This window comes from Thauera sp. DNT-1 (assembly GCF_055393985.1).
Genome location: NZ_AP043752.1, coordinates 3,255,083 through 3,272,662 on the forward strand (window position 1 = coordinate 3,255,083; position 17,580 = coordinate 3,272,662).

The window sequence follows — 17,580 nt, forward strand, 5'->3', positions numbered from 1 at the left end:
AAGCCGTTAAACTCGCGCTCCCTGTCCAGTTTGAGCCGGAGCGATCCATGTCTGTCCAGCGCGTCCTCACCGGGATCACCACCTCGGGCACGCCCCACCTCGGCAACTACGCCGGCGCCATCCGTCCGGCAGTCGCCGCCAGCCGCCAGCCCGGCGTCGAGAGCTTCTACTTCCTGGCCGACTACCACGCGCTGATCAAGACCACCGACCCGCTGCGCGTTCAGCGCTCGACGCTGGAGATCGCCGCCACCTGGATCGCCGCCGGCCTGGACACCGACCGCGTGTGGTTCTATCGCCAGTCCGACATCCCCGAGATCCCCGAGCTCACCTGGCTGCTCACCTGCGTGTGCGGCAAGGGCCTGCTCAACCGCGCCCACGCCTACAAGGCGGCGGTGGACAAGAACACCGCCGATGGCGTCGATCCGGACGCCGGGGTCAACATGGGCCTCTACATGTACCCGGTGCTGATGGCCGCCGACATCCTGATGTTCAAGGCGCACTCGGTGCCGGTCGGGCGCGACCAGATCCAGCACATCGAGATGGCGCGCGACATGGCGGGCAGCTTCAACCATCTTTACGGCGAGCACTTCGTGCTGCCCGAGGCCGCCATCGACGCCTCGGTCGCCACCCTGCCCGGGCTGGACGGCCGCAAGATGAGCAAGAGTTACGACAACACCATCCCGCTGTTCGCGCCCACTGCCGAGCTGAAGAAGCTGATCTTCTCCATCGTCACCGACTCCAAGGCGCCGGGCGAGCCCAAGGACGCCGACGGCTCGGCGCTGTTCCAGCTCTACCAGGCCTTCTCGACCGCCGAGGAGACGCGCGCCATGCGTACTGCCTTCGACGAGGGTATCGCCTGGGGTGAGGCCAAGCAGGCGCTGTTCGAGAAGATCGAGGCCGCGGTGGCGCCGATGCGCGAGCACTACCTGGCGCTGATCGCCGAGCCGGCGCGCATCGAGAAGCATCTGCACGAAGGCGCCGCCAAGGCGCGCGCGATCGCCACCCCCTTCCTCGGCGAGCTGCGCCGCGCGGTGGGCCTGCGCAATCTTGCCAGCGTGGCGGGCGAGGCCAAGGCCGAGAAGGCGAAGACCGCACAGCCCCAGTTCAAGCAGTACCGCGAGGCCGACGGCCGCTTCCACTTCAAGCTGATCGACGCCGACGGCCGCCTGCTGCTGCAGGGCGAGGGCTTCGCTTCGCCGCGCGAGGCGGGCGCGGTGGTGGCGGCGCTGAAGGCGGGGAGCGCCTTCGAGATGAAGGAGGCAGCGCTGTGGCTGGCCGGCGCGCAGGTGGCGGTGCTGGCCGACGGCGTCGACGAGGCCACCCTGTGCGCGGCGCTGGGCGCCTTCGCCGACTGAGCCTGCGGGCGGCAGGCGCCCGCTCGGCTGGCGAAGCGCCGGTTCAGCCCGCCGTGCCGCCCACCGCGTCCGCGACCACCGTCTCGGTCAGCTCGGGCGCGCACAGCTCGATGAAGCGGTAGGCGAAGCCGCGCAGGTAGTGGCCGCGACGCACCGCGATGCGGGTGACGTTCTCGGCGAACAGGTGGTCGCTGTCGAGCTTGCGCAGGCCCGGGTCGCGCGCCGGGTTGAAGGCCATCGAGGCCAGGATGCCCACGCCCAGCCCGAGCTCCACATAGGTCTTGATCACGTCGGCGTCGAGCGCCGACATCACCACGTCGGGCGTCAGCCCGGCGCGGGCGAAGGTCTGGTCGATGCGGGTGCGGCCGGTGAAGCCCTCGTGGTAGGTGATGAGCGGATGCGTGGCGATCGCCTCCAGGGTCAGCGGGTGCGCTTCTTCGAGCGGGTGCCCGGCGGGCACGACCACCGCGTGCTGCCAGCCGTAGTAGGGGAAGGAGGCCAGCTCCGGCACCTCGGCCAGCGCCTCGGTGGCCACGCCGATGTCGGCCTCGCCGTCGAGCAGCATCTGCACGATCTCGTGCGGGCTGCCCTGGTGCAGCTTGAGCAGCACGCGTGGGTAGGCGCGTTTGAAGGCCGCCACGACCTTGGGCAGCGCGTAGCGCGCCTGGGTGTGGGTGGTGACCACCGTGAGCTGGCCTTCGTCGCGCCCGCGGTACTGGTCGGCCAGGCGCTTGATGTTGGCGGCGTCGAGCAGCATGCGCTCGACCATCACCACCAGCTCCTCGCCGGGTGGGGTGAGGCCGAGCAGGCGCTTGCCCTTGCGCACGAAGAGCTCGATGCCGAGCTCGTCCTCGAGGTCCTTGATGTGCTTGGACACCCCGGACTGCGAGGTGAACAGCGCGTTGGCCACCTCGGTAAGATTGAACCCGCGCCGTACGGTCTCGCGGATGATGCGCAACTGCTGGAAATTCATCGGGCGGCTCCGGCCGTCGTGGCGGCCTGTCGCGATTCGAACAGGCTCAGGTGCGAGGGTAGCAGGCGCACGGCCTGTCCTTCCGCGAGACCGAGGCGGTCGACGCGCTCGCGTGTGATCTCCACCTCGAAATGCTGGCCCTGGGCGCCGTTCAGGCCATCGAGTTCGACGCGCGCCGTGATCCCGAAGGCCAGGACGCGGCTCACCCGTGCCGCGATGCCCTCGCCCGCGCCGGCGTCCGGCACGATGTCGAGTTCGTGCGGGCGGGCGAAGGCCAGCACCTCGGCGCCCTCGCCGAAGCCGCGCGCCTGCTGTGGCAGGCGCGCGTCGCCGACGCGCAGGCCCTCGCCGTCGACGCGGCCGTGGAACAGGTTCACCGCGCCGAGAAAACCATATACGAAGGGCGTCGCCGGTCGGCGGTAGACCTCTTCCGGCGTGCCGATCTGCTCGACCGCGCCCTGGTTCATCAGCACCACGCGGTCGGCGACTTCGAGTGCCTCTTCCTGGTCGTGGGTGACGAAGATCGAGGTGACGTGCAGCTCGTCGTGCAGCTTGCGCAGCCAGCGCCGCAGCTCCTTGCGCACCTTGGCGTCGAGCGCGCCGAAGGGCTCGTCGAGCAGCAGCACGCGCGGCTCCACCGCGAGCGCGCGCGCGAGCGCGATGCGCTGGCGCTGGCCGCCGGAGAGCTGGGCCGGGAAGCGGTCGGCGAGCCAGTCGAGCTGCACGAGGTCGAGCAGCGCGTGCACCTTCTCGGCGATCTGCTTCTCCGTCGGCCGCTGGCCGCGCGGCTTCATGCGCAGCCCGAAGGCGACGTTGTCGAACACGCTCATGTGGCGGAACAGCGCGTAGTGCTGGAACACGAAGCCCACCTGGCGATCGCGCACATGCGTGCCTGAGGCGTCTTCGCCGTCGAGCAGCACCTGGCCGGCATCGGCCTGCTCCAGCCCGGCGATCACGCGCAGCAGCGTGGTCTTGCCGCAGCCCGAGGGGCCGAGCAGCGCCACCAGCTCGCCGGTGGGAAAGTCGAGCGACACGTCGTCGAGGGCGACGAAGCTGCCGAAGCGCTTGTGGATGTTGCGAACCTGGATGCTCATGGCTGTCCTTCGTGAATGTCGTGTTGCGTGTGCGCGGCGCGGTGCTCGATCCAGGTCTTGATGCCCAGGGTGACCAGCGCCAGCAGGGCGAGCAGCGAGGCCACCGCGAACGCGGCGGCGAACTGGTACTCGTTGTAGAGGATCTCGACGTGCAGCGGCAGCGTGTTGGTCTCGCCGCGGATGTGCCCGGACACCACCGACACCGCGCCGAACTCGCCCATCGCGCGTGCGTTGGTGAGGATGACGCCGTACAGCAGGCCCCACTTCACGTTGGGCAGGGTGACGTGCCAGAAGGTCTGCAGGCCGTTGGCGCCGAGCACCACCGCGGCTTCCTCTTCCTCCTTGCCCTGCGCCTGCATCAGCGGGATCAGCTCGCGGGCGATGAAGGGGAAGGTCACGAACACGGTGGCGAGCACGATGCCCGGCACCGCGAAGATGATCTTCACGTCGTGCTCCGCCAGCCACGGCCCGAACCAGCCCTGAGCGCCGAACACCAGCACGTAGATCAGGCCGGCGATCACCGGCGACACCGAGAAGGGCAGGTCGATGAGCGTGATCAGGAAGTGCTTGCCGCGGAACTCGAACTTGGCGATCGCCCACGCCGCGCACACGCCGAACACCAGGTTCAGCGGCAGCGCGATCGCCGCGGCGAGCAGGGTCAGGCGCAGCGCGGACAGCGCGTCCGGGTCGACCAGCGCGCTGGCGTAGGTCTCCCAGCCCTTGCGCAGCGCCTCGACGAAGACCGCGATCAGCGGCATCAGCAGGAACACCGCGAAGAAGGTGAGGGCGGTGCCGAGGATCAGCCACTTCACCAGCGCCGTCTCGCGCGTCGCCGCGCGCGCCTCGAAGCGCGTCTGACCGATGGCCTGGGCCGCGCCCAGGCGGAGTGTGGTGGCGCCGGCCATGTCAGCGGTCCCTCCCGGTTCGTTTGGCGGTCCACGCCTGCAGGCCGTTGATGAGCAGCAGCAGGGTGAAGGACAGGATCAGCATCACGGTGGCGATCGCGGTGGCGCCGGTGTAGTCGTACTGCTCGAGCTTGGTGATGATCATCAGCGGGGTGATCTCCGACACCATGGGGATGTTGCCGGCGATGAAGATCACCGAGCCGTATTCACCCACCGCACGCGCGAAGGCGAGCGCGAAGCCGGTCAAGAGCGCCGGGAACACGATCGGCAGGATGACGTGGCGGAAGGCCTGCCAGCGCTGCGCGCCGAGGCTGGTGGCGGCTTCTTCGAGTTCGGTGTCGAGGTCTTCCAGGATGGGCTGCACCGTGCGCACCACGAAGGGCAGGCCGATGAAGACCAGCGCCACCAGCACGCCGAGCGGCTTGAACGCGACCTGGATGCCGAGCGGCTCGAGGAACTGGCCGATCCAGCCGTTCTTCGCGTACAGCGCGGTCAGCGCGATGCCGGCCACCGCGGTGGGTAGCGCGAAGGGCAGGTCGACCAGGGCGTCGATCAGCTTCTTGCCGGGGAAGGAGTAGCGCACCAGCGCCCATGCCAGCATCAGCCCGAACACGGCGTTGATCGCGGCGGCGAGCAGGGACATGCCGAAGGACAGCTTGTAGGAGGCCACCACCCGCGGTGCGGTGACGACGTTCCAGAACTCGGCGAAAGTCAGCTCGGCCGTCTTCAGGAACACCGCCGCGAGCGGGATCAGCACCAGCAGCGACAGGTAGGCGAGGGTGTAGCCGAGCGTGGGCCCGAAGCCGGGCAGTACGCGGAAGGTCTTGGCGGTGGACATCAGCCTTGCTCCACGATCGGCTCGAAGCGGTGGGCGTGGCGGGCCTCGCGACCGTCTCGGCGATTGGCCCGGCGCGTGGCGCTGGCGCGGCAGCGGACGGGTATCGGGCGGGCTTTGCGAGCCATGTCGGACTCCTTTCAAAGGGGATGAAAGCGAGTCTAGTCAGTTGCTGCAGGGCAAAAAAATAATAAAAACCGCGTTGCTTATTCGCTTTTCTGCTAATCGAACCCTCGTGCGATCCGGCTGGCCAGCGTCCTGCGGCGAATGGCGCGGCTTCGTGTGGTGCGGACTCCTCCCGCGCGACGGTCACTCGTCCGCGCCGCTGCTTGCATACAATGCGGGTCCCGCCTTGGGGCCGGTCCCGGCCCGAGCTGGCGAGACCTGATCAAGGAGCACGTAGTGACGGACTTCTTCGGCAATTTCCTGCTGGCGCTGCTGCTGGTCGGGCTGATTCGCTTTCTCTACGCCGTCTGCGCGCTGCTCGTGCGCACCCGCGATGGTGGAAACATCGCCTTCGCGATCGCCTTGCCCGTCGCGCTGCTCTACATCGCGGTGCGCAATCCCGTGCCGGTCGGCAGCTGGGCGGGGCTGGGGGCCGGCACGGTCCTCGGTGCGGTGCTGCTGCTGGCGTTCGCACGCTGGAGACGTCGATCCTGAGAGGGGGCGGCGCGGGCCTGGTCTGCGGACCAGGATAACTAAGCAGAATTTCTTCTTTCAGTTTCGGGGGCGGATCAGCGAGCATCCGCCTCGTTCAACCCCTGCGGAGAGAACCGACATGCCCATCGCAACTCGCGCACTCGCGGCCCTTGCGGCCGCTGCTGCGCTCGCTTTGCCCTTTTCGGTGCAGGCCGCGCCCGACGATCGCCCTGTGCGCGTATGGGCGGCCGCCTGCGCGGCCTGCCACGGCACCGACGGTCACGCCCAGGCCGGCATGACGAGCCTTGCAGGACGGAACGCCGACGAGCTCTACACGCTGCTCATCGAGTTCAAGCGCGATGTGCGCCCGGCGACCGTCATGCATCAGCATGCCAAGGGCTACACGGATGAAGAACTGCAACGGCTGGCGCAGTGGTTCGCCGCCCAGGCAAAGCGCTGAGGAGGCGGGCATGAGCACAATCGATCGTCGCGGTTTCATCCGGTCGGCCGGTGGCCTGGCCCTTGCGCTCGGTGCCGGCGTGGGCGTCGGCGCATGCGCGACCCCCGTCGGCCGCGCCGCGCCGGGGCGCGTCGTCGTCATCGGCGGCGGCTTCGGCGGCGCCACCGCCGCCAAGTATCTGAAGAAGTGGGAGCCCCGCCTCGAGGTGACCCTGGTCGAGCGCAACCAGAACTTCGTCTCCTGCCCGATCAGCAACCTGGTGCTGGCGGGTGTCAAGCGGATCGAGGACATCACCCTCGCCTACGATGGCCTGGCCCGGTACGGCGTGCGCCTGGTGCGCGACGAGGCGGTGGCCATCGACGTGGACAAGCGCGAAGTCCGTCTGGCCAAGGGCGATCCGCTGCCCTGGGACCGGCTCGTCGTCGCGCCCGGCATCGACTTTCTCTACGAGCAGATCCCGGGCCTGAACAACGCCGACGCCCGGCAGCAGGTGCTGCACGCGTGGAAGGCCGGTGCGCAGACCGTGGCGCTGCGCAAGCGCCTGGAAGAACTGCCGGATGGCGGGGTCTTCGCGATCTCGATCCCCAAGGCGCCCTACCGCTGCCCGCCCGGGCCTTACGAACGCGCCAGCGTCGTCGCCCACTACTTCAAGCAGCACAAGCCGCGCTCCAAGGTGCTGATCCTGGACGGCAACCCCGAGATCACCTCCAAGAAGGCGCTGTTCCTGCAGGCCTGGGAGGAGCGCTACAAGGGCATCATCGAATATCGCCCCGACAGCGTGCTGCAGGACTTCGACGTGCGCGCCAATGTCGGGAAGTTCGAGTTCGAGAGCGTCCGCGCCGAGCTCTTCAACGTCATCCCGCCGCAGCGCAGCGGCCTCATCGCCAGCCCCTTCGCCAATGTGGGCGGGCGCTGGGCGGGGGTCGATTTCCGCAGCTTCGAGTCGACCGCGGTGCCGGGCGTGCACCTGATCGGCGATGCCATCGCCACCGCGCCCGGGATGCCCAAGTCGGGCTTCATGGCCAACAACCACGCCAAGGTGGCGGCGGATGCGGTCATCGCCAGCCTCACCGGGCTGGAGCCGAACCCGACGCCGATCATCGCCAACACCTGCTACAGCTTCGTCTCCGACCGCGACGTCGTGCACGTGGCGTCGATCCACAAGTTCGACACGCAGGAGAACACGCTGCTGCCGGTCAAGGGCGCGGGCGGGCTGTCGGCAGTGGCCAACGATCTGGAAGGCAAGTACGCGCTGGCGTGGGCACGCAACATCTGGGCCGACGCCTTGACCTGACAGGTGGGCCCGATCGGGCCCGTGCATGAGGAGACCAGAAAATGGATCAAGATCCGGGCGGACCATCGCGCGCGCTGGCGGAGCGTACCCGAGTCTTTCTGGACCGCCTGCCACTGGCGCGGGATGGCGGGCGGCAACTCCGCCGTCTGCCGGAAGGTGGTGTGGTCGGCGACTGGTTCGGCTGCGAGTTGTCGAGTGTCTTCCAGCCTATCGTCATCCCCGGCACCGGGGCCATCACGGGCTACGAGGCCTATCTGCGCATCCTGGGCAGCGGCGAGCGGTCGCTTTCGCCGTGGACCCTGTTTTCGGCCAACGCCGACGACGACCGCCTGATTGCGCTCGATCGTCTGGCGCGTACCGCGCATGCGCTGAACTTCGTGACCTCGGTGGACCGCGACAGCCTGTTGTTCCTCAACGTGCACGGGCGCCTGCTCGCCGCCGTCAGCGGCGATCACGGTGCCGCGTTCCGCAAGGTGGTCGATGCCCTCGGCCTGGCGCCGGAGCGCATCGTCATCGAAACGCCGCTCGCTGCCAGCAGCCAGCCCGAGCTGCTCGCCTTCGTGCTGCGCAACTACCGCAACAATGGTTTCCAGGTGGCGATCAACGTCGATTCGCCGATGCAGTGGCAAGCGCTCTCCAGCCTGGTGCCGGCTCAGTTCGTCAAGATCGACAGCGCGCGACTGTTCATTGCCGACGACTGGCGGGCGCGCCTGGAATGGCTGGCAACGCTGCGCGAGCGTGCGGACATCGTCGTCACGCGGCTGGAGCGCAAACTGGACGGTGCCCTGCCCGAGGGCGTGCACCTCCAGGGCCATGCCTATGGCCTGCCGGCGCAGCGGGCGGCGATCATGCGCGCCGAACGCCATGTGCTGGACCGCTTCGCCTTCTGAGTCACCGAGAGTCGAGCAATGGCCGCATCGTGTCCGCAGGAAATCTTCATCATTGGTGGTGGCTTCAGCGGTACGCTCACCGCCGTCCATCTGCTGCGCGAGGCGAGGCCAGGGCAGTTGCGTGTCACGCTGATCGAACAGCATCGGCGTGCCGCGCGCGGGTTGGCGTACCGCATCTGGGACGACAGCATGCTGCTCAACGTGCCGGCGGGCAACATGAGCGCGCTCGCCGATGAGCCGGGGCATTTCCTCGCCTACTGTCGCGACATCGATCCCGCGTTCAATGAGGGATCGTTCGTGCCGCGGCGGCTTTTTGGCGACTATCTCGAGCACACGCTGCAGGTCGCCGAGCGGGGGAGCCGCACGCCCTTCACCCGCATTCGCGCCCAGGCCGTTGCGGTACGCCGAAAACAGGCCTCGCCACTTCTGCAGATCGAACTGGACGATGGCGTCACGCGGCAGGCCGATCAGGTGGTGCTTGCGCTCGGGCATCTGGGCGCGCAGCCCTTGCACTTCGCCGATGCCCTCGCCGGCTCGAGTCGCTATATCGGCAACCCATGGGATTATGCGGCGATGGACCAGATCCCCGCGGGCGGACCTGTTGTGGTCCTTGGCACCGGACACACCGCGATCGATGCCCTGTTTCGTCTCACCAGTCGGGACGATGAGCGCAAGGTGTTTCTGCTGTCGCGACGTGGTTTGCTGCCAAAGGGCCACCGTACGCTTCCGCAACCGCCGCCAACGACGACTTTCCCGGGCTATCTCGAAGACCTGCCGCCGACCACCTTTGCCTACTTGCGAGCCATACGGCGCCAGGTCCGCCTTCGGCAGCGCCAGGGCTGCAACTGGCGCGACGTCGTCAACGCCTTGCGCCCGCATACGCCGGAGATCTGGCGCCGCCTGCCGGAGATGGAGCGCCGGCGTTTTCTCTCGCGTGTAGGCCCGTGGTGGGACATCCATCGCCATCGCCTGGCACCCACCGCTTACCGGCGCCTGCGCGGAATGCTGGCGTCCGGTCAGGCCGCGGTCGTTGCGGGGCAGGTTCTGCAGATGCACGAGCACGGACCGGGCGTGCGGGTCATCGTCAGGCCGCGTGGCGGGAGCGAGGCGCGCGAGTGGGACGTCGCTGCGGTGGTGAACTGCACCGGGCCTGACTACGACATCGACCGTCTCACCGCTTCGCCCTTGGTCGCACAACTGCGCGACGAGGGCTGCGTGCGCGCGGATCCTCTGCACATCGGCATCGATGTGGACGCCGGCTACCATGTGGTCGGTGCAGACGGTCTCAAGGTCTCGGGCCTGCACTACGTCGGGCCCATGCTTCGCGCGCGCTACTGGGAGGCCATCGCGGTGCCCGAACTGCGGCGACACGCGCACAACCTGGCGCGTCACCTGCTGACGCCGGGGCAGGCATGAGCCACAAGTAGGCGGCTTCTTCCTGCCGGCGCAGGGCCCCTCAGAGCAGGGCCCCTCAGAGCAGGGCCTGAACGAGCCCGACGGTGGCGCATGCCGCAATCACCTTCATGACATCCTGCTTGTACTTCCACAGCGCGATGAAGGCCGCTGGCGAGATCAGCGCGTAGAGCCACTCGAAGCCGCCGCAGAACGGTGCGGCTTCGGTCGCGCGCGGGAAGATCACGTGCCAGCCGAAGAACGGCGCCAGGTTGAGGATCACCCCCACCACGGCGGCGGTGATGGTGTCAGCTCACGAAACGGAAAGAATCGTTCGTCAGGGCGCGCCATGTGCTTACGCACAAGCACTCTCAAGAGGAGGGTTTCTCGTACTTCCGAAACGCGCGCCAGAGTGCAAAGTCATAGGCGATCTTGAGCAGCCCGCAGGTCACCAGCGGCGCCGCCAGCCAGCCGGCGGCGAACAGGGCACCGCCGATGGCGGGGCTCGCTGCAGCGGCGAGGCTCCTGGGAACGGTGGTGAAGCTCGCCGCTGCGGCGCGCTCGGACGGCGTCACCACCGCCATGACGAAGGCCGAGCGCGTCGGCACGTCCATCTGCGACAGGGCGCTGCGCAGGAACAGCAGCGCGAGCGCCTCCGGCAGGCTATCGGCGAAGGCAGCGAGGATCAGGCAGACGCTCGACGGGATGTGGGTAAACACCATCGTGTTGATCAGGCCAATGCGGCGCGCCACCCAGGGGGCGGCGAGTTGGGAGCCGGCCGACAGCAGCCCGGCCCAGAAGAAGAACTGGCCGGCGGCGGCGAGCGAGAGGCCGAAACGCTCGAACAGCCAGAGCGCGAGCAAGGTATTGACGATCAAGCCTCCGGCGAAGGCATCGACCGAGAACAGCGCCGCCAGTTTGACCACGATGCCGCGCGAAGGCCCCAGCGGCGCGGGCGACGCATGCTCATGCACGGGGTGGTCCGGCACGGCGCGATACAGGACGAAGATCGCGACGCCGGTTAGCCCGTAGGCGACGAACATCAGGCGCAACGCGTCGATCGGGGCCAGGCCGGCATCCGTCAACACTTGCGGGATCACTGTCGCCAGCGAACCGGTCGCGGCACACAAGGCGCCGACGAAGGTGTAGCGCGCGAACAGGAACGTGCGCGCCTCGCCTTGCGCCGATTCGGCCAGCCGCGCATGCTCCAGCGGCAGGAAGACGCTGACGTCGCCGGAGCTCGGGTTCATCGTACCGACGAAGGCGACGATCAGCAGCGGCCAGAAGGCGCCGATACCGCCCAGGCCGGCCAGCAGCAGACCCGTGGCGGCCATCAGGCAAGCAGCGGCGAGGAGTAGCCGGCGCTGCGGGAAACGATGTCCCCACTGCCCGACGGCCAGGGTCGCCAGCGCCGATCCGAGCAGGGTGACGGTGCTGATCAGCCCGACCTCCCACGTGCCGAACCCGAGCGTGAGCAGATAAACCGGCAGCAGAATGGCCACAAAGCCGTCGGTGAAGGCCCGCAGGGCGCGGCCGATCAGCAGCAGGCGCGCCTCGGGCGCGGTTCCCGCGGGCAGCAGCATCATTTCAAACAGCGCAGGCGAGGGACCTTCTTCAGCACGTCGCCAGCCGGCACGTAGAGGAACTCGGGAGCCTCATCGATGAAGCGCGTGACCAGCCAGGGGCAGGCGATCCGGTCGATCTTGGGGCGTTCGCGGGTGACCCATTGCATGTTCCATCCTCCATTTCTGGAAATGCGGCGGAGTCGTCACGCCAGGTACGTGTAAACGAGGCCGATGGCGGCGCAGGCGCCGATCACTTTCATGATGTCCTGCTTATACTTCCACAGCGCGATGAAGGCCGCCACCGAGATCAGCGCGTAGAACCACTCGAAGCCGCCGGAGAACGGCGCGGCGTCGGTGGCATGGGGGAAGATCACGTGCCAGCCGAAAAAGAGGGCCAGGTTGAGAATCACGCCCACCACGGCGGCGGTGATGCCGGTGAGCGGCGCGGTGAACTTCAGGTTGCCGTGGGTGGATTCCACCAGGGGTGCGCCGGCCAGGATGAAGACGAAGCTGGGCAGAAAGGTGAAGAAGGTGGCCACCGAGGCGCCCACGAACCCTGCCAGCAGCAGGGCGTCGGGACCGAAGATCTCCTTGGTCCACGCGCCGACGAAGCCGACGAAGGACACCACCATGATGAGCGGCCCCGGCGTGGTTTCGCCCAAGGCCAGGCCGTCGATCATCTGCGTGGCGGTCAGCCACTGATAGTGTTCGACACCGCCCTGATAGACATAAGGCAATACCGCGTAGGCGCCACCGAAGGTGACGAGTGCCGCCTTGGTGAAGAACTCCCCCATGTCCTGCAACACCGGGTGGCCCAGCAAGGCCATGGCCACCGCCCAGATCGCCAGCGCCATCACCAAGAGGGTGATGAGATAGGACCAGCGAAAGCGCGTATGGGCGATGGGCGGGGTGTCGTCGTCGATGAGGGCCGGCCCGTAATTCTTGTCCGAGGCGCCGTGCCCGCCGCCGACCTTGAATTTGTCCGGGGCCACCTTGCCGCCGATGAAACCCAGAATGCCGGCCGCGACGACAATGTAGGGAAAGGGCACGCGGAAGACGAAGATCGCGATAAAGGACAGGGCCGCCAGCGCCCACAGGATGTTGTTCTTCAGCGCGCGCGAGCCGATGCGCCAGGCGGCGAACACCACGATGGCCACCACCGCCGGCTTGATGCCGTTGAACACCCCCTGCACGAAGGTGAGATCGCCGAAGGCCAGATAGACGTACGTGAGCGCCGCGAGGATGAAGAGAGAAGGCAGCACGAACAGGACGCCGGCGACGATACCGCCCCAGGTGCGGTGCAGCAGCCAGCCGATGTAGATGGCGAGTTGCTGCGCCTCGGGACCGGGCAGCAGCATGCAGTAGTTGAGGGCGTGCAGGAAGCGGTGCTCGGAGATCCAGCGCCGTCTCTCCACCAGCTCCTGATGCATGATGGCGATCTGCCCGGCGGGGCCGCCGAAGCTGATGAAGCCGAGCTTCAGCCAGTACAGGAAGGCCTCGCCGAAGGTGGGAAGGGCGGGGCGCTGTTGCGGCGGGGGTGCGGCGTTCATTTTGCGGAGCCCTCATTGATTGGCCGCGATGGTCGCTGAATCAGCGCGTCACGGGGGCGCCCCACCCCTCCCGGAGCGCTCAGCGCTTGTGCAGCCAGTGCTGGTAGAGCCAGCGCGCGGCGTAGTCGAGCGCGAAACCCAGTGCGCCGATGATCAGGATCGCCGCCATCAGATCCGGATAGGCGAGGCGGTCGCGGGCGTCGAGGATGAAGTAGCCCAGACCGGCCGACACGCCGAGCATCTCCGCCGGCACCAGGATGATCCAGATGATGCCGATCGCCAGCCGTACCCCGCTCAGGATGTGGGCAACGATGCCGGGGAGTACGACGCGGAAGATCGTCTCGGAGCGTGTTGCCGACAGGCTGCGCGCCAGCATCAGCCAGTTGCGGTCGAGCTGGGCGACGCCTGCCGCCGTGTTGAGCAGGATCGGCCATACGGCAGCGAAGGCAAGCAGGAAGTACACCGGCGCATCGCCCACCCCCAGCACCATCACCGCAATCGGCATCCACGACAGCGGCGAGATCATGCGCAGGAACTGGAACAGCGGCGTGGTCGTGTGCGCGAACGCCCGTGACACTCCGGTGAGGATGCCCAGTGGCACGCCGATGGCGAGCGCCACCGCGAGACCAACGGCAACCCGCTGCAGGCTGACGCCGATGTGATCCCACATCAGCGGATCAACGACCAGGCGGCCCAGGGCGCGCAGCGCTTCCACCGGGGCGAAGTTTGCGAGGATCGGCGTCTCGGTCGCCAGCAGCAGCGTGGTCGCTGCCCAAAAGGCGGCAGCCAGCCCGAGGCCGAGCACAGGCAGTATCAAGGGTGCAGACATGCGCTTCAGGCCACGATGGTTTCTTGCCGCAGCAGGTTGGCTGGCAGACCGAAGGCCTGCGGGCCGCCCACCGCGGCGATCGCCTCGCGCACGAAGCGCTCATCGACCAGATCGCGGGCAACGAAGGCGGGGTCCAGCTTGGCCAGGAAGCTGGCATCGCCCTCGACCTTGGTGGTGAGCAGACTGCGCACCAGTTCTTCCGTGTAGGACGGGAAGGGGTAGGGCTGGAAGTCGACACGGCGCTGGTGCCAGCCCTTGTTGCGGGCGACGCCGCTGTCCTCGTAGGCCGTGTAGTCGGTGGCGGACAACACCTTGGCCAGCACCTCGACCGAGTGCGGCGTGTAGCGGTTGTCACCGGAGGTGGCAAGCAGCTTGGCGGCGTCGAGCTGGTTGCTGCGCGTCCACAGTTGCGCCTTGACGATGGCGGTGGTGACGCGCTGCGCCCACTGCGGGCGCTCGGCGATGTCGCGCTCCGCAAGAAAGGTCACGCAGCAGGCGTGGTCCTTCCACACGTCGCCGGAGAAGCGCAGCACCTTGCCCACTCTGTTGATCTCCGCCGCGGCGTTGAACGGGTCGGCGACGATGAAGCCGGCGATGCCCTTGCCCGCCAGCGCCGACACCATCTCCGCCGGCGGCAGCACGACCAGGTTGACCTCGTTGGCCGCGATCGAACTGCCGCGCGGCCGGGTCACCGCGGTCAGGCCGTTCGCAACCAGCAGCTTCTGCAGCAGGATGTTGTGGATCGAGTACCAGAACGGGATCGCCACCGTCTTGCCGCCGAGGTCCGCCACCGTGTTGATGTCATGCGCGACGGTGAGCGCCGAGCCGTTCATGTGGTTCCAGGCCACCACCTTGGCCGGGAACCTGGTGCCATAGCGCACCCACAAGGTGGTCGGCGACAGCAGGTGGATGACGTTCACCTGGCCGGAGACGAAGGCCTCGACGATCTGTGCCCAGCTGCGGAACAGGCGCGGCGCCTCGGTGCGCAGGCCTTCGGCCTCGAACAGCTTGCGTGCATGGGCGACCAGCAGTGGCGTGGCATCGGTGATCGGCAGATAGCCGATCTTCACCGGCACATCGTCGCCCGTACTGGCTTGAGCCATGGCGTCGCCCGCGCGCAGCATGGGCACGGCCAGGCCGGCGCCGGTCAGGGCGGACAGGCGCAGGAAGTCGCGGCGGGTCATGCCGCAGCCGCAGTCGGACGACAGGCAGATGTGCGGGCGGGCGGCGGGGTTGCAATTCATGGTTTCTGGCCCCTGTTCAGGAATGGGTAGGTGTTGGCGCCGCTGCAGATGTGGAGGCAGCGCCCTCAGTCGTCGTGCGCAGGGCGGCCAGGATCTGCATCCGCAGCGTGGTGACCGCTTCGGCGTGGTCCTCACGCGGATGCGGGATGTCGACGGCCCACTCGCGGTGGATGTGGCCGGGCTTGCCGGCCATCAGCAGGATGCGGTCGGCCACCAGGATGGCTTCGTCGATGTCGTGGGTCACGAGCAGCACTGCCGCATGCCAGCGGTGCACGACGTCCACCAGCAGGCGCTGCATCTCGGCACGGGTGATCGCATCCAGCGCCGAGAAAGGCTCGTCGGCAAACAGCAGCTCCGGCTCGCGTGCCAGGGCGCGGGCCAGCGCGACGCGCTGGGCCTGCCCGCCCGACAGCTCGGCGGGCCACGCCTGCTCGCGTCCGGCCAGCCCCACGGCGGCCAGCGCCGCGTGCACGCGCGCCTTGCGGGCGGACGCGGCGATGGCGGGCTGGTGCTTGAAGTCGAGGCCGAAGCTGGCGTTGTCGAACACGTTCAGCCATGGCAGCAGGCTGGCCTGCTGGAACACCAGCGCACTGCGCGGATGCGGGCTACTGAGGGCTTGGCCAAGAAAGCGCACGTCACCGCTGCTTGCCGCCTCCAGCCCGGCGAGCACGCGCAGCAGGGTCGATTTGCCGCAGCCACTGCCGCCAAGCAGGCAGACGATCTCGCGCCGGCCGATGCCGAGCGAGACGTCCGCGAAGGTCGGGGCGGATTTCGCGTAGGCGAAACACAGGCCCTCGGCGTCGAGCACCCGTTCCCGCGCGGCGTTGATCGCCAAGGTGGTCGCCAGCGGCTGCGGCGCGTTCATGCTGCGCAGGCTCCGGCCTGCCTGGCGAGTTCGCCCTGCAACTGCGTCAGGCTGGGGGTGATGACCGGGATGAAGGCGCCTTCCACCCAGCGCCGCGCGAAGTCGCGATGCTGGTCGCGCAGGTAAGCCCGCCCACCACTGGCGTCGAGCTCCAGGCCCAACGCGGTCTGGGCGATCTCGGCGAGGCGGATGCGAATTCGGAACAGCGCCGCCGGCTCGCTCACGAAGCGGCCGCTCGCCAGACCCTCGCGCACGGCGCCCACGAGTCGCTCCAGTTCGGCCGACACTTCGCCGACGCGCGGCAGCAGGATGGCGTGCGCGCCCTTGCCCTGCTCGGCAGCGGTGCGTAGCGCGATGCGTGCGAGGCCGATCGACATGCCCAGTTGCAGCGACAGGAAGGCCGGACGCACGCCGGGGCAGAAGCTGCGCGCGTCTTCGTGCAGCACATGCTCCGGCCCGATATCGGCGGCGCGAATGTCGATGGCCGCGGTGTTGCTGCCACGCAGCGCGACCAGATCGAGGTCTGCGCTGCGCGTCACGCCGGACTCGCTGTCGGTGATGGCGACCACCATCGGTGCCGCCCCGTCGCTGCGCGCGACTGCGGCGGCGACGATGAAGCCGGCCTTGCGCAGGTTCGTCACCCAGGGCAGCCGGCCGTCGAGTTGCCAGCGCTCCCCCTTGGCCGTGGCGTTCAACTGCAGCGACTCGATGCCGGAGAGGAACTTCATCGCGTTCGACAACCCGGTGGCGCCGGCGAACTCGCCCGCGAGCAGCGCCGGCAGCCAGCGCTCGCGCAGCGCCGCGTTGGGCGACTGCAGCAGGTACTCGATGAAGGTGCGCTGCCCCCAGCACACGAAGGCGGCGGTCAGCGAGCGCTCGGCGATGGCGGCGATTGCCTCGACGCCGTCGAAGGTGTCGCCGCCGTCCCCGCCCAGCGCCTGCGGCACGCCGATGCGAAACAGCCCGCGCCGGCCCAGCTCCGGAACGAGCTGGTCGGCGTCGGCGTTGCCAAGGTTGTAGGCCTCGGCGTTGATAGAGAACCAGCTCAGGTCTGCGTCGACCGCATCAATGCGCGCATTCATGGTTGCAGCACTCCGGGGCGGAAGTCCTGCAACTGCGGGTTGATCTCGCTTGCGGCGAGGTTGTTGGCGAAGTTGCACAGCGTCGCCAGGCTGATGCCGAGCACCACTTCCAGCGCCTGCGCCTGGGTGAAGCCGGCGTCGAGGAAGGCCTTCAGCTCGCCATTGCCGACGTTGCCGCGGCTGACGATCACCGCGCGGGTAAAGGCGACGAGGGCGTCGTAGCGCGCAATGCCGGTGATGCCGCGCTGCTGCAGGGCGACCACCGTGGCGCGGTCGAAGCCGGCCTTCTTGAGCGCGATCGCCGAGTGGCCGCTGACGCAGAACTCGCAGCCATGCACGCTGGCGGCGGTGATCTGCACCACCTCGCGCTCGGCCAGGGTCAGGCTGGCGCGGCCATTGATCTCGCCGACGGTGAAGTAGGTCTCCACCGCGGTGGGCGCGTTGGCCAGCACGCCGATCAGGTTGGGCACGAAGCCGTTGTTGCCGAGCGCTCGTTCGATGAAGGGGCGGCTGGCTTCCGGGGCGGTTTCGAGGTTTTGCAGGGGCAGACGGGACATGGGGTTCGATCCGGATCGGGAAACGGACGCAATTGTGCTGAGCCTGCGCGA

General features: G+C 68.2%; 19 protein-coding genes and 1 pseudogene. 6 read left to right on the forward strand and 14 right to left on the reverse strand.

Annotated features, from left to right (window positions below):
• Positions 1-47: 47 nt before the first annotated feature.
• Positions 48-1,355, forward strand: coding sequence for a tryptophan--tRNA ligase (locus tag ACZ5PP_RS15005; protein ID WP_464826200.1), 1,308 nt, complete (start codon positions 48-50; stop codon positions 1,353-1,355).
• A gap of 43 nt (positions 1,356-1,398) precedes the next feature.
• Here ACZ5PP_RS15005 and ACZ5PP_RS15010 read toward each other — a convergent pair whose 3' ends face one another.
• Genes ACZ5PP_RS15010 through ACZ5PP_RS15030 form a run of 5 tightly spaced genes read right to left on the reverse strand, consistent with a single transcriptional unit; the run spans position 1,399 to position 5,290 of the window.
• A complete protein-coding gene (locus ACZ5PP_RS15010) occupies positions 1,399-2,328 on the reverse strand; it encodes a CysB family HTH-type transcriptional regulator (RefSeq protein ID WP_273421287.1) in 930 nt (309 codons plus the stop codon).
• Positions 2,325-3,422 (reverse strand): sulfate/molybdate ABC transporter ATP-binding protein, encoded by a 1,098-nt coding sequence (locus ACZ5PP_RS15015; RefSeq protein ID WP_043742704.1) that lies wholly within the window; start codon positions 3,420-3,422, stop codon positions 2,325-2,327. Before ACZ5PP_RS15015 ends, ACZ5PP_RS15010 begins: the two co-directional genes overlap by 4 nt.
• The gene (cysW, locus tag ACZ5PP_RS15020) at positions 3,419-4,327 is read right to left on the reverse strand and encodes a sulfate ABC transporter permease subunit CysW (RefSeq protein ID WP_043742706.1); all 909 of its coding nucleotides are present in this window, start codon (positions 4,325-4,327) and stop codon (positions 3,419-3,421) included. The genes ACZ5PP_RS15015 and cysW overlap by 4 nt, the downstream gene beginning before the upstream one ends.
• Before the next feature lies 1 nt (position 4,328).
• Entirely contained in the window at positions 4,329-5,165 is an 837-nt protein-coding gene (cysT, locus tag ACZ5PP_RS15025; RefSeq protein WP_004304864.1) for a sulfate ABC transporter permease subunit CysT, read from the reverse strand.
• Positions 5,165-5,290: a hypothetical protein gene (locus tag ACZ5PP_RS15030; RefSeq protein WP_269429723.1), complete on the reverse strand. Its 126-nt coding sequence runs from the start codon at positions 5,288-5,290 to the stop codon at positions 5,165-5,167. Before ACZ5PP_RS15030 ends, cysT begins: the two co-directional genes overlap by 1 nt.
• Positions 5,291-5,564: 274 nt before the next feature.
• On the opposite strand from ACZ5PP_RS15030, the gene ACZ5PP_RS15035 reads away from it, so the two are divergent.
• From ACZ5PP_RS15035 to ACZ5PP_RS15055, 5 genes are all read left to right on the forward strand, one after another.
• A complete protein-coding gene (locus ACZ5PP_RS15035; protein ID WP_004304866.1) occupies positions 5,565-5,822 on the forward strand; it encodes a hypothetical protein in 258 nt (85 codons plus the stop codon).
• A gap of 118 nt (positions 5,823-5,940) precedes the next feature.
• Positions 5,941-6,261: a c-type cytochrome gene (locus ACZ5PP_RS15040; protein ID WP_004304869.1), complete on the forward strand. Its 321-nt coding sequence runs from the start codon at positions 5,941-5,943 to the stop codon at positions 6,259-6,261.
• A 10-nt stretch (positions 6,262-6,271) separates the two neighbouring features.
• The gene (locus tag ACZ5PP_RS15045) at positions 6,272-7,555 is read left to right on the forward strand and encodes an NAD(P)/FAD-dependent oxidoreductase (RefSeq protein WP_004304871.1); all 1,284 of its coding nucleotides are present in this window, start codon (positions 6,272-6,274) and stop codon (positions 7,553-7,555) included.
• A gap of 41 nt (positions 7,556-7,596) precedes the next feature.
• Entirely contained in the window at positions 7,597-8,445 is an 849-nt protein-coding gene (locus ACZ5PP_RS15050) for an EAL domain-containing protein (RefSeq protein ID WP_040828792.1), read from the forward strand.
• Positions 8,446-8,463: 18 nt separating this feature from the next.
• A complete protein-coding gene (locus ACZ5PP_RS15055) occupies positions 8,464-9,861 on the forward strand; it encodes an FAD/NAD(P)-binding protein (RefSeq protein ID WP_004304875.1) in 1,398 nt (465 codons plus the stop codon).
• Positions 9,862-9,916: 55 nt separating this feature from the next.
• On the opposite strand, the pseudogene ACZ5PP_RS15060 reads toward ACZ5PP_RS15055, so the two are convergent.
• The 9 genes and pseudogenes from ACZ5PP_RS15060 to ACZ5PP_RS15100 all read right to left on the reverse strand — a co-directional run.
• Positions 9,917-10,141: pseudogene (locus tag ACZ5PP_RS15060) on the reverse strand (chromate efflux transporter); the annotation flags it as partial.
• Positions 10,142-10,208: 67 nt separating this feature from the next.
• Entirely contained in the window at positions 10,209-11,423 is a 1,215-nt protein-coding gene (locus ACZ5PP_RS15065; RefSeq protein WP_004304879.1) for an MFS transporter, read from the reverse strand.
• Positions 11,420-11,569 carry a chromate resistance protein ChrB domain-containing protein gene (locus ACZ5PP_RS15070; RefSeq protein ID WP_004304881.1) on the reverse strand — a complete coding sequence of 50 codons (150 nt, stop codon included), beginning with the start codon at positions 11,567-11,569 and terminating at the stop codon, positions 11,420-11,422. The genes ACZ5PP_RS15065 and ACZ5PP_RS15070 overlap by 4 nt, the downstream gene beginning before the upstream one ends.
• 36 nt (positions 11,570-11,605) lie before the next feature.
• On the reverse strand, positions 11,606-12,952 hold the full coding sequence (gene chrA / locus ACZ5PP_RS15075) for a chromate efflux transporter (RefSeq protein WP_004304884.1): 1,347 nt from the start codon (positions 12,950-12,952) through the stop codon (positions 11,606-11,608).
• Positions 12,953-13,031: 79 nt separating this feature from the next.
• Positions 13,032-13,781, reverse strand: coding sequence for an ABC transporter permease (locus ACZ5PP_RS15080; RefSeq protein WP_040828796.1), 750 nt, complete (start codon positions 13,779-13,781; stop codon positions 13,032-13,034).
• Positions 13,782-13,786: 5 nt separating this feature from the next.
• Entirely contained in the window at positions 13,787-15,025 is a 1,239-nt protein-coding gene (locus tag ACZ5PP_RS15085; protein ID WP_004304889.1) for an ABC transporter substrate-binding protein, read from the reverse strand.
• A gap of 16 nt (positions 15,026-15,041) precedes the next feature.
• Complete coding sequence (locus ACZ5PP_RS15090) at positions 15,042-15,890, reverse strand: ABC transporter ATP-binding protein (protein ID WP_464826201.1); 849 nt, start codon at positions 15,888-15,890, stop codon at positions 15,042-15,044.
• A complete protein-coding gene (locus tag ACZ5PP_RS15095; protein ID WP_004302310.1) occupies positions 15,887-16,972 on the reverse strand; it encodes an acyl-CoA dehydrogenase family protein in 1,086 nt (361 codons plus the stop codon). Before ACZ5PP_RS15095 ends, ACZ5PP_RS15090 begins: the two co-directional genes overlap by 4 nt.
• Positions 16,969-17,529, reverse strand: a complete 561-nt coding sequence (locus tag ACZ5PP_RS15100; protein WP_004302312.1) for a carboxymuconolactone decarboxylase family protein — start codon at positions 17,527-17,529, stop codon at positions 16,969-16,971. The genes ACZ5PP_RS15095 and ACZ5PP_RS15100 overlap by 4 nt, the downstream gene beginning before the upstream one ends.
• Positions 17,530-17,580 lie beyond the last annotated feature (51 nt).

Bases quoted from the DNA above. Each gene is read 5' to 3' on its own strand.
- cysW (WP_043742706.1), bottom strand. From the start codon at position 4,327: ATGGCCGGCGCCACCACACTCCGCCTGGGCGCGGCCCAGGCCATCGGT.
- ACZ5PP_RS15085 (WP_004304889.1), bottom strand. From the start codon at position 15,025: ATGAATTGCAACCCCGCCGCCCGCCCGCACATCTGCCTGTCGTCCGAC.
- ACZ5PP_RS15100 (WP_004302312.1), bottom strand. From the start codon at position 17,529: ATGTCCCGTCTGCCCCTGCAAAACCTCGAAACCGCCCCGGAAGCCAGC.
- cysT (WP_004304864.1), bottom strand. From the start codon at position 5,165: ATGTCCACCGCCAAGACCTTCCGCGTACTGCCCGGCTTCGGGCCCACG.
- ACZ5PP_RS15005 (WP_464826200.1), top strand. From the start codon at position 48: ATGTCTGTCCAGCGCGTCCTCACCGGGATCACCACCTCGGGCACGCCC.
- ACZ5PP_RS15055 (WP_004304875.1), top strand. From the start codon at position 8,464: ATGGCCGCATCGTGTCCGCAGGAAATCTTCATCATTGGTGGTGGCTTC.
- ACZ5PP_RS15070 (WP_004304881.1), bottom strand. From the start codon at position 11,569: ATGCAATGGGTCACCCGCGAACGCCCCAAGATCGACCGGATCGCCTGC.
- ACZ5PP_RS15045 (WP_004304871.1), top strand. From the start codon at position 6,272: ATGAGCACAATCGATCGTCGCGGTTTCATCCGGTCGGCCGGTGGCCTG.
- chrA (WP_004304884.1), bottom strand. From the start codon at position 12,952: ATGAACGCCGCACCCCCGCCGCAACAGCGCCCCGCCCTTCCCACCTTC.
- ACZ5PP_RS15065 (WP_004304879.1), bottom strand. From the start codon at position 11,423: ATGATGCTGCTGCCCGCGGGAACCGCGCCCGAGGCGCGCCTGCTGCTG.
- ACZ5PP_RS15090 (WP_464826201.1), bottom strand. From the start codon at position 15,890: ATGAACGCGCCGCAGCCGCTGGCGACCACCTTGGCGATCAACGCCGCG.
- ACZ5PP_RS15030 (WP_269429723.1), bottom strand. From the start codon at position 5,290: ATGGCTCGCAAAGCCCGCCCGATACCCGTCCGCTGCCGCGCCAGCGCC.
- ACZ5PP_RS15015 (WP_043742704.1), bottom strand. From the start codon at position 3,422: ATGAGCATCCAGGTTCGCAACATCCACAAGCGCTTCGGCAGCTTCGTC.
- ACZ5PP_RS15080 (WP_040828796.1), bottom strand. From the start codon at position 13,781: ATGTCTGCACCCTTGATACTGCCTGTGCTCGGCCTCGGGCTGGCTGCC.
- ACZ5PP_RS15010 (WP_273421287.1), bottom strand. From the start codon at position 2,328: ATGAATTTCCAGCAGTTGCGCATCATCCGCGAGACCGTACGGCGCGGG.
- ACZ5PP_RS15050 (WP_040828792.1), top strand. From the start codon at position 7,597: ATGGATCAAGATCCGGGCGGACCATCGCGCGCGCTGGCGGAGCGTACC.
- ACZ5PP_RS15095 (WP_004302310.1), bottom strand. From the start codon at position 16,972: ATGAATGCGCGCATTGATGCGGTCGACGCAGACCTGAGCTGGTTCTCT.
- ACZ5PP_RS15040 (WP_004304869.1), top strand. From the start codon at position 5,941: ATGCCCATCGCAACTCGCGCACTCGCGGCCCTTGCGGCCGCTGCTGCG.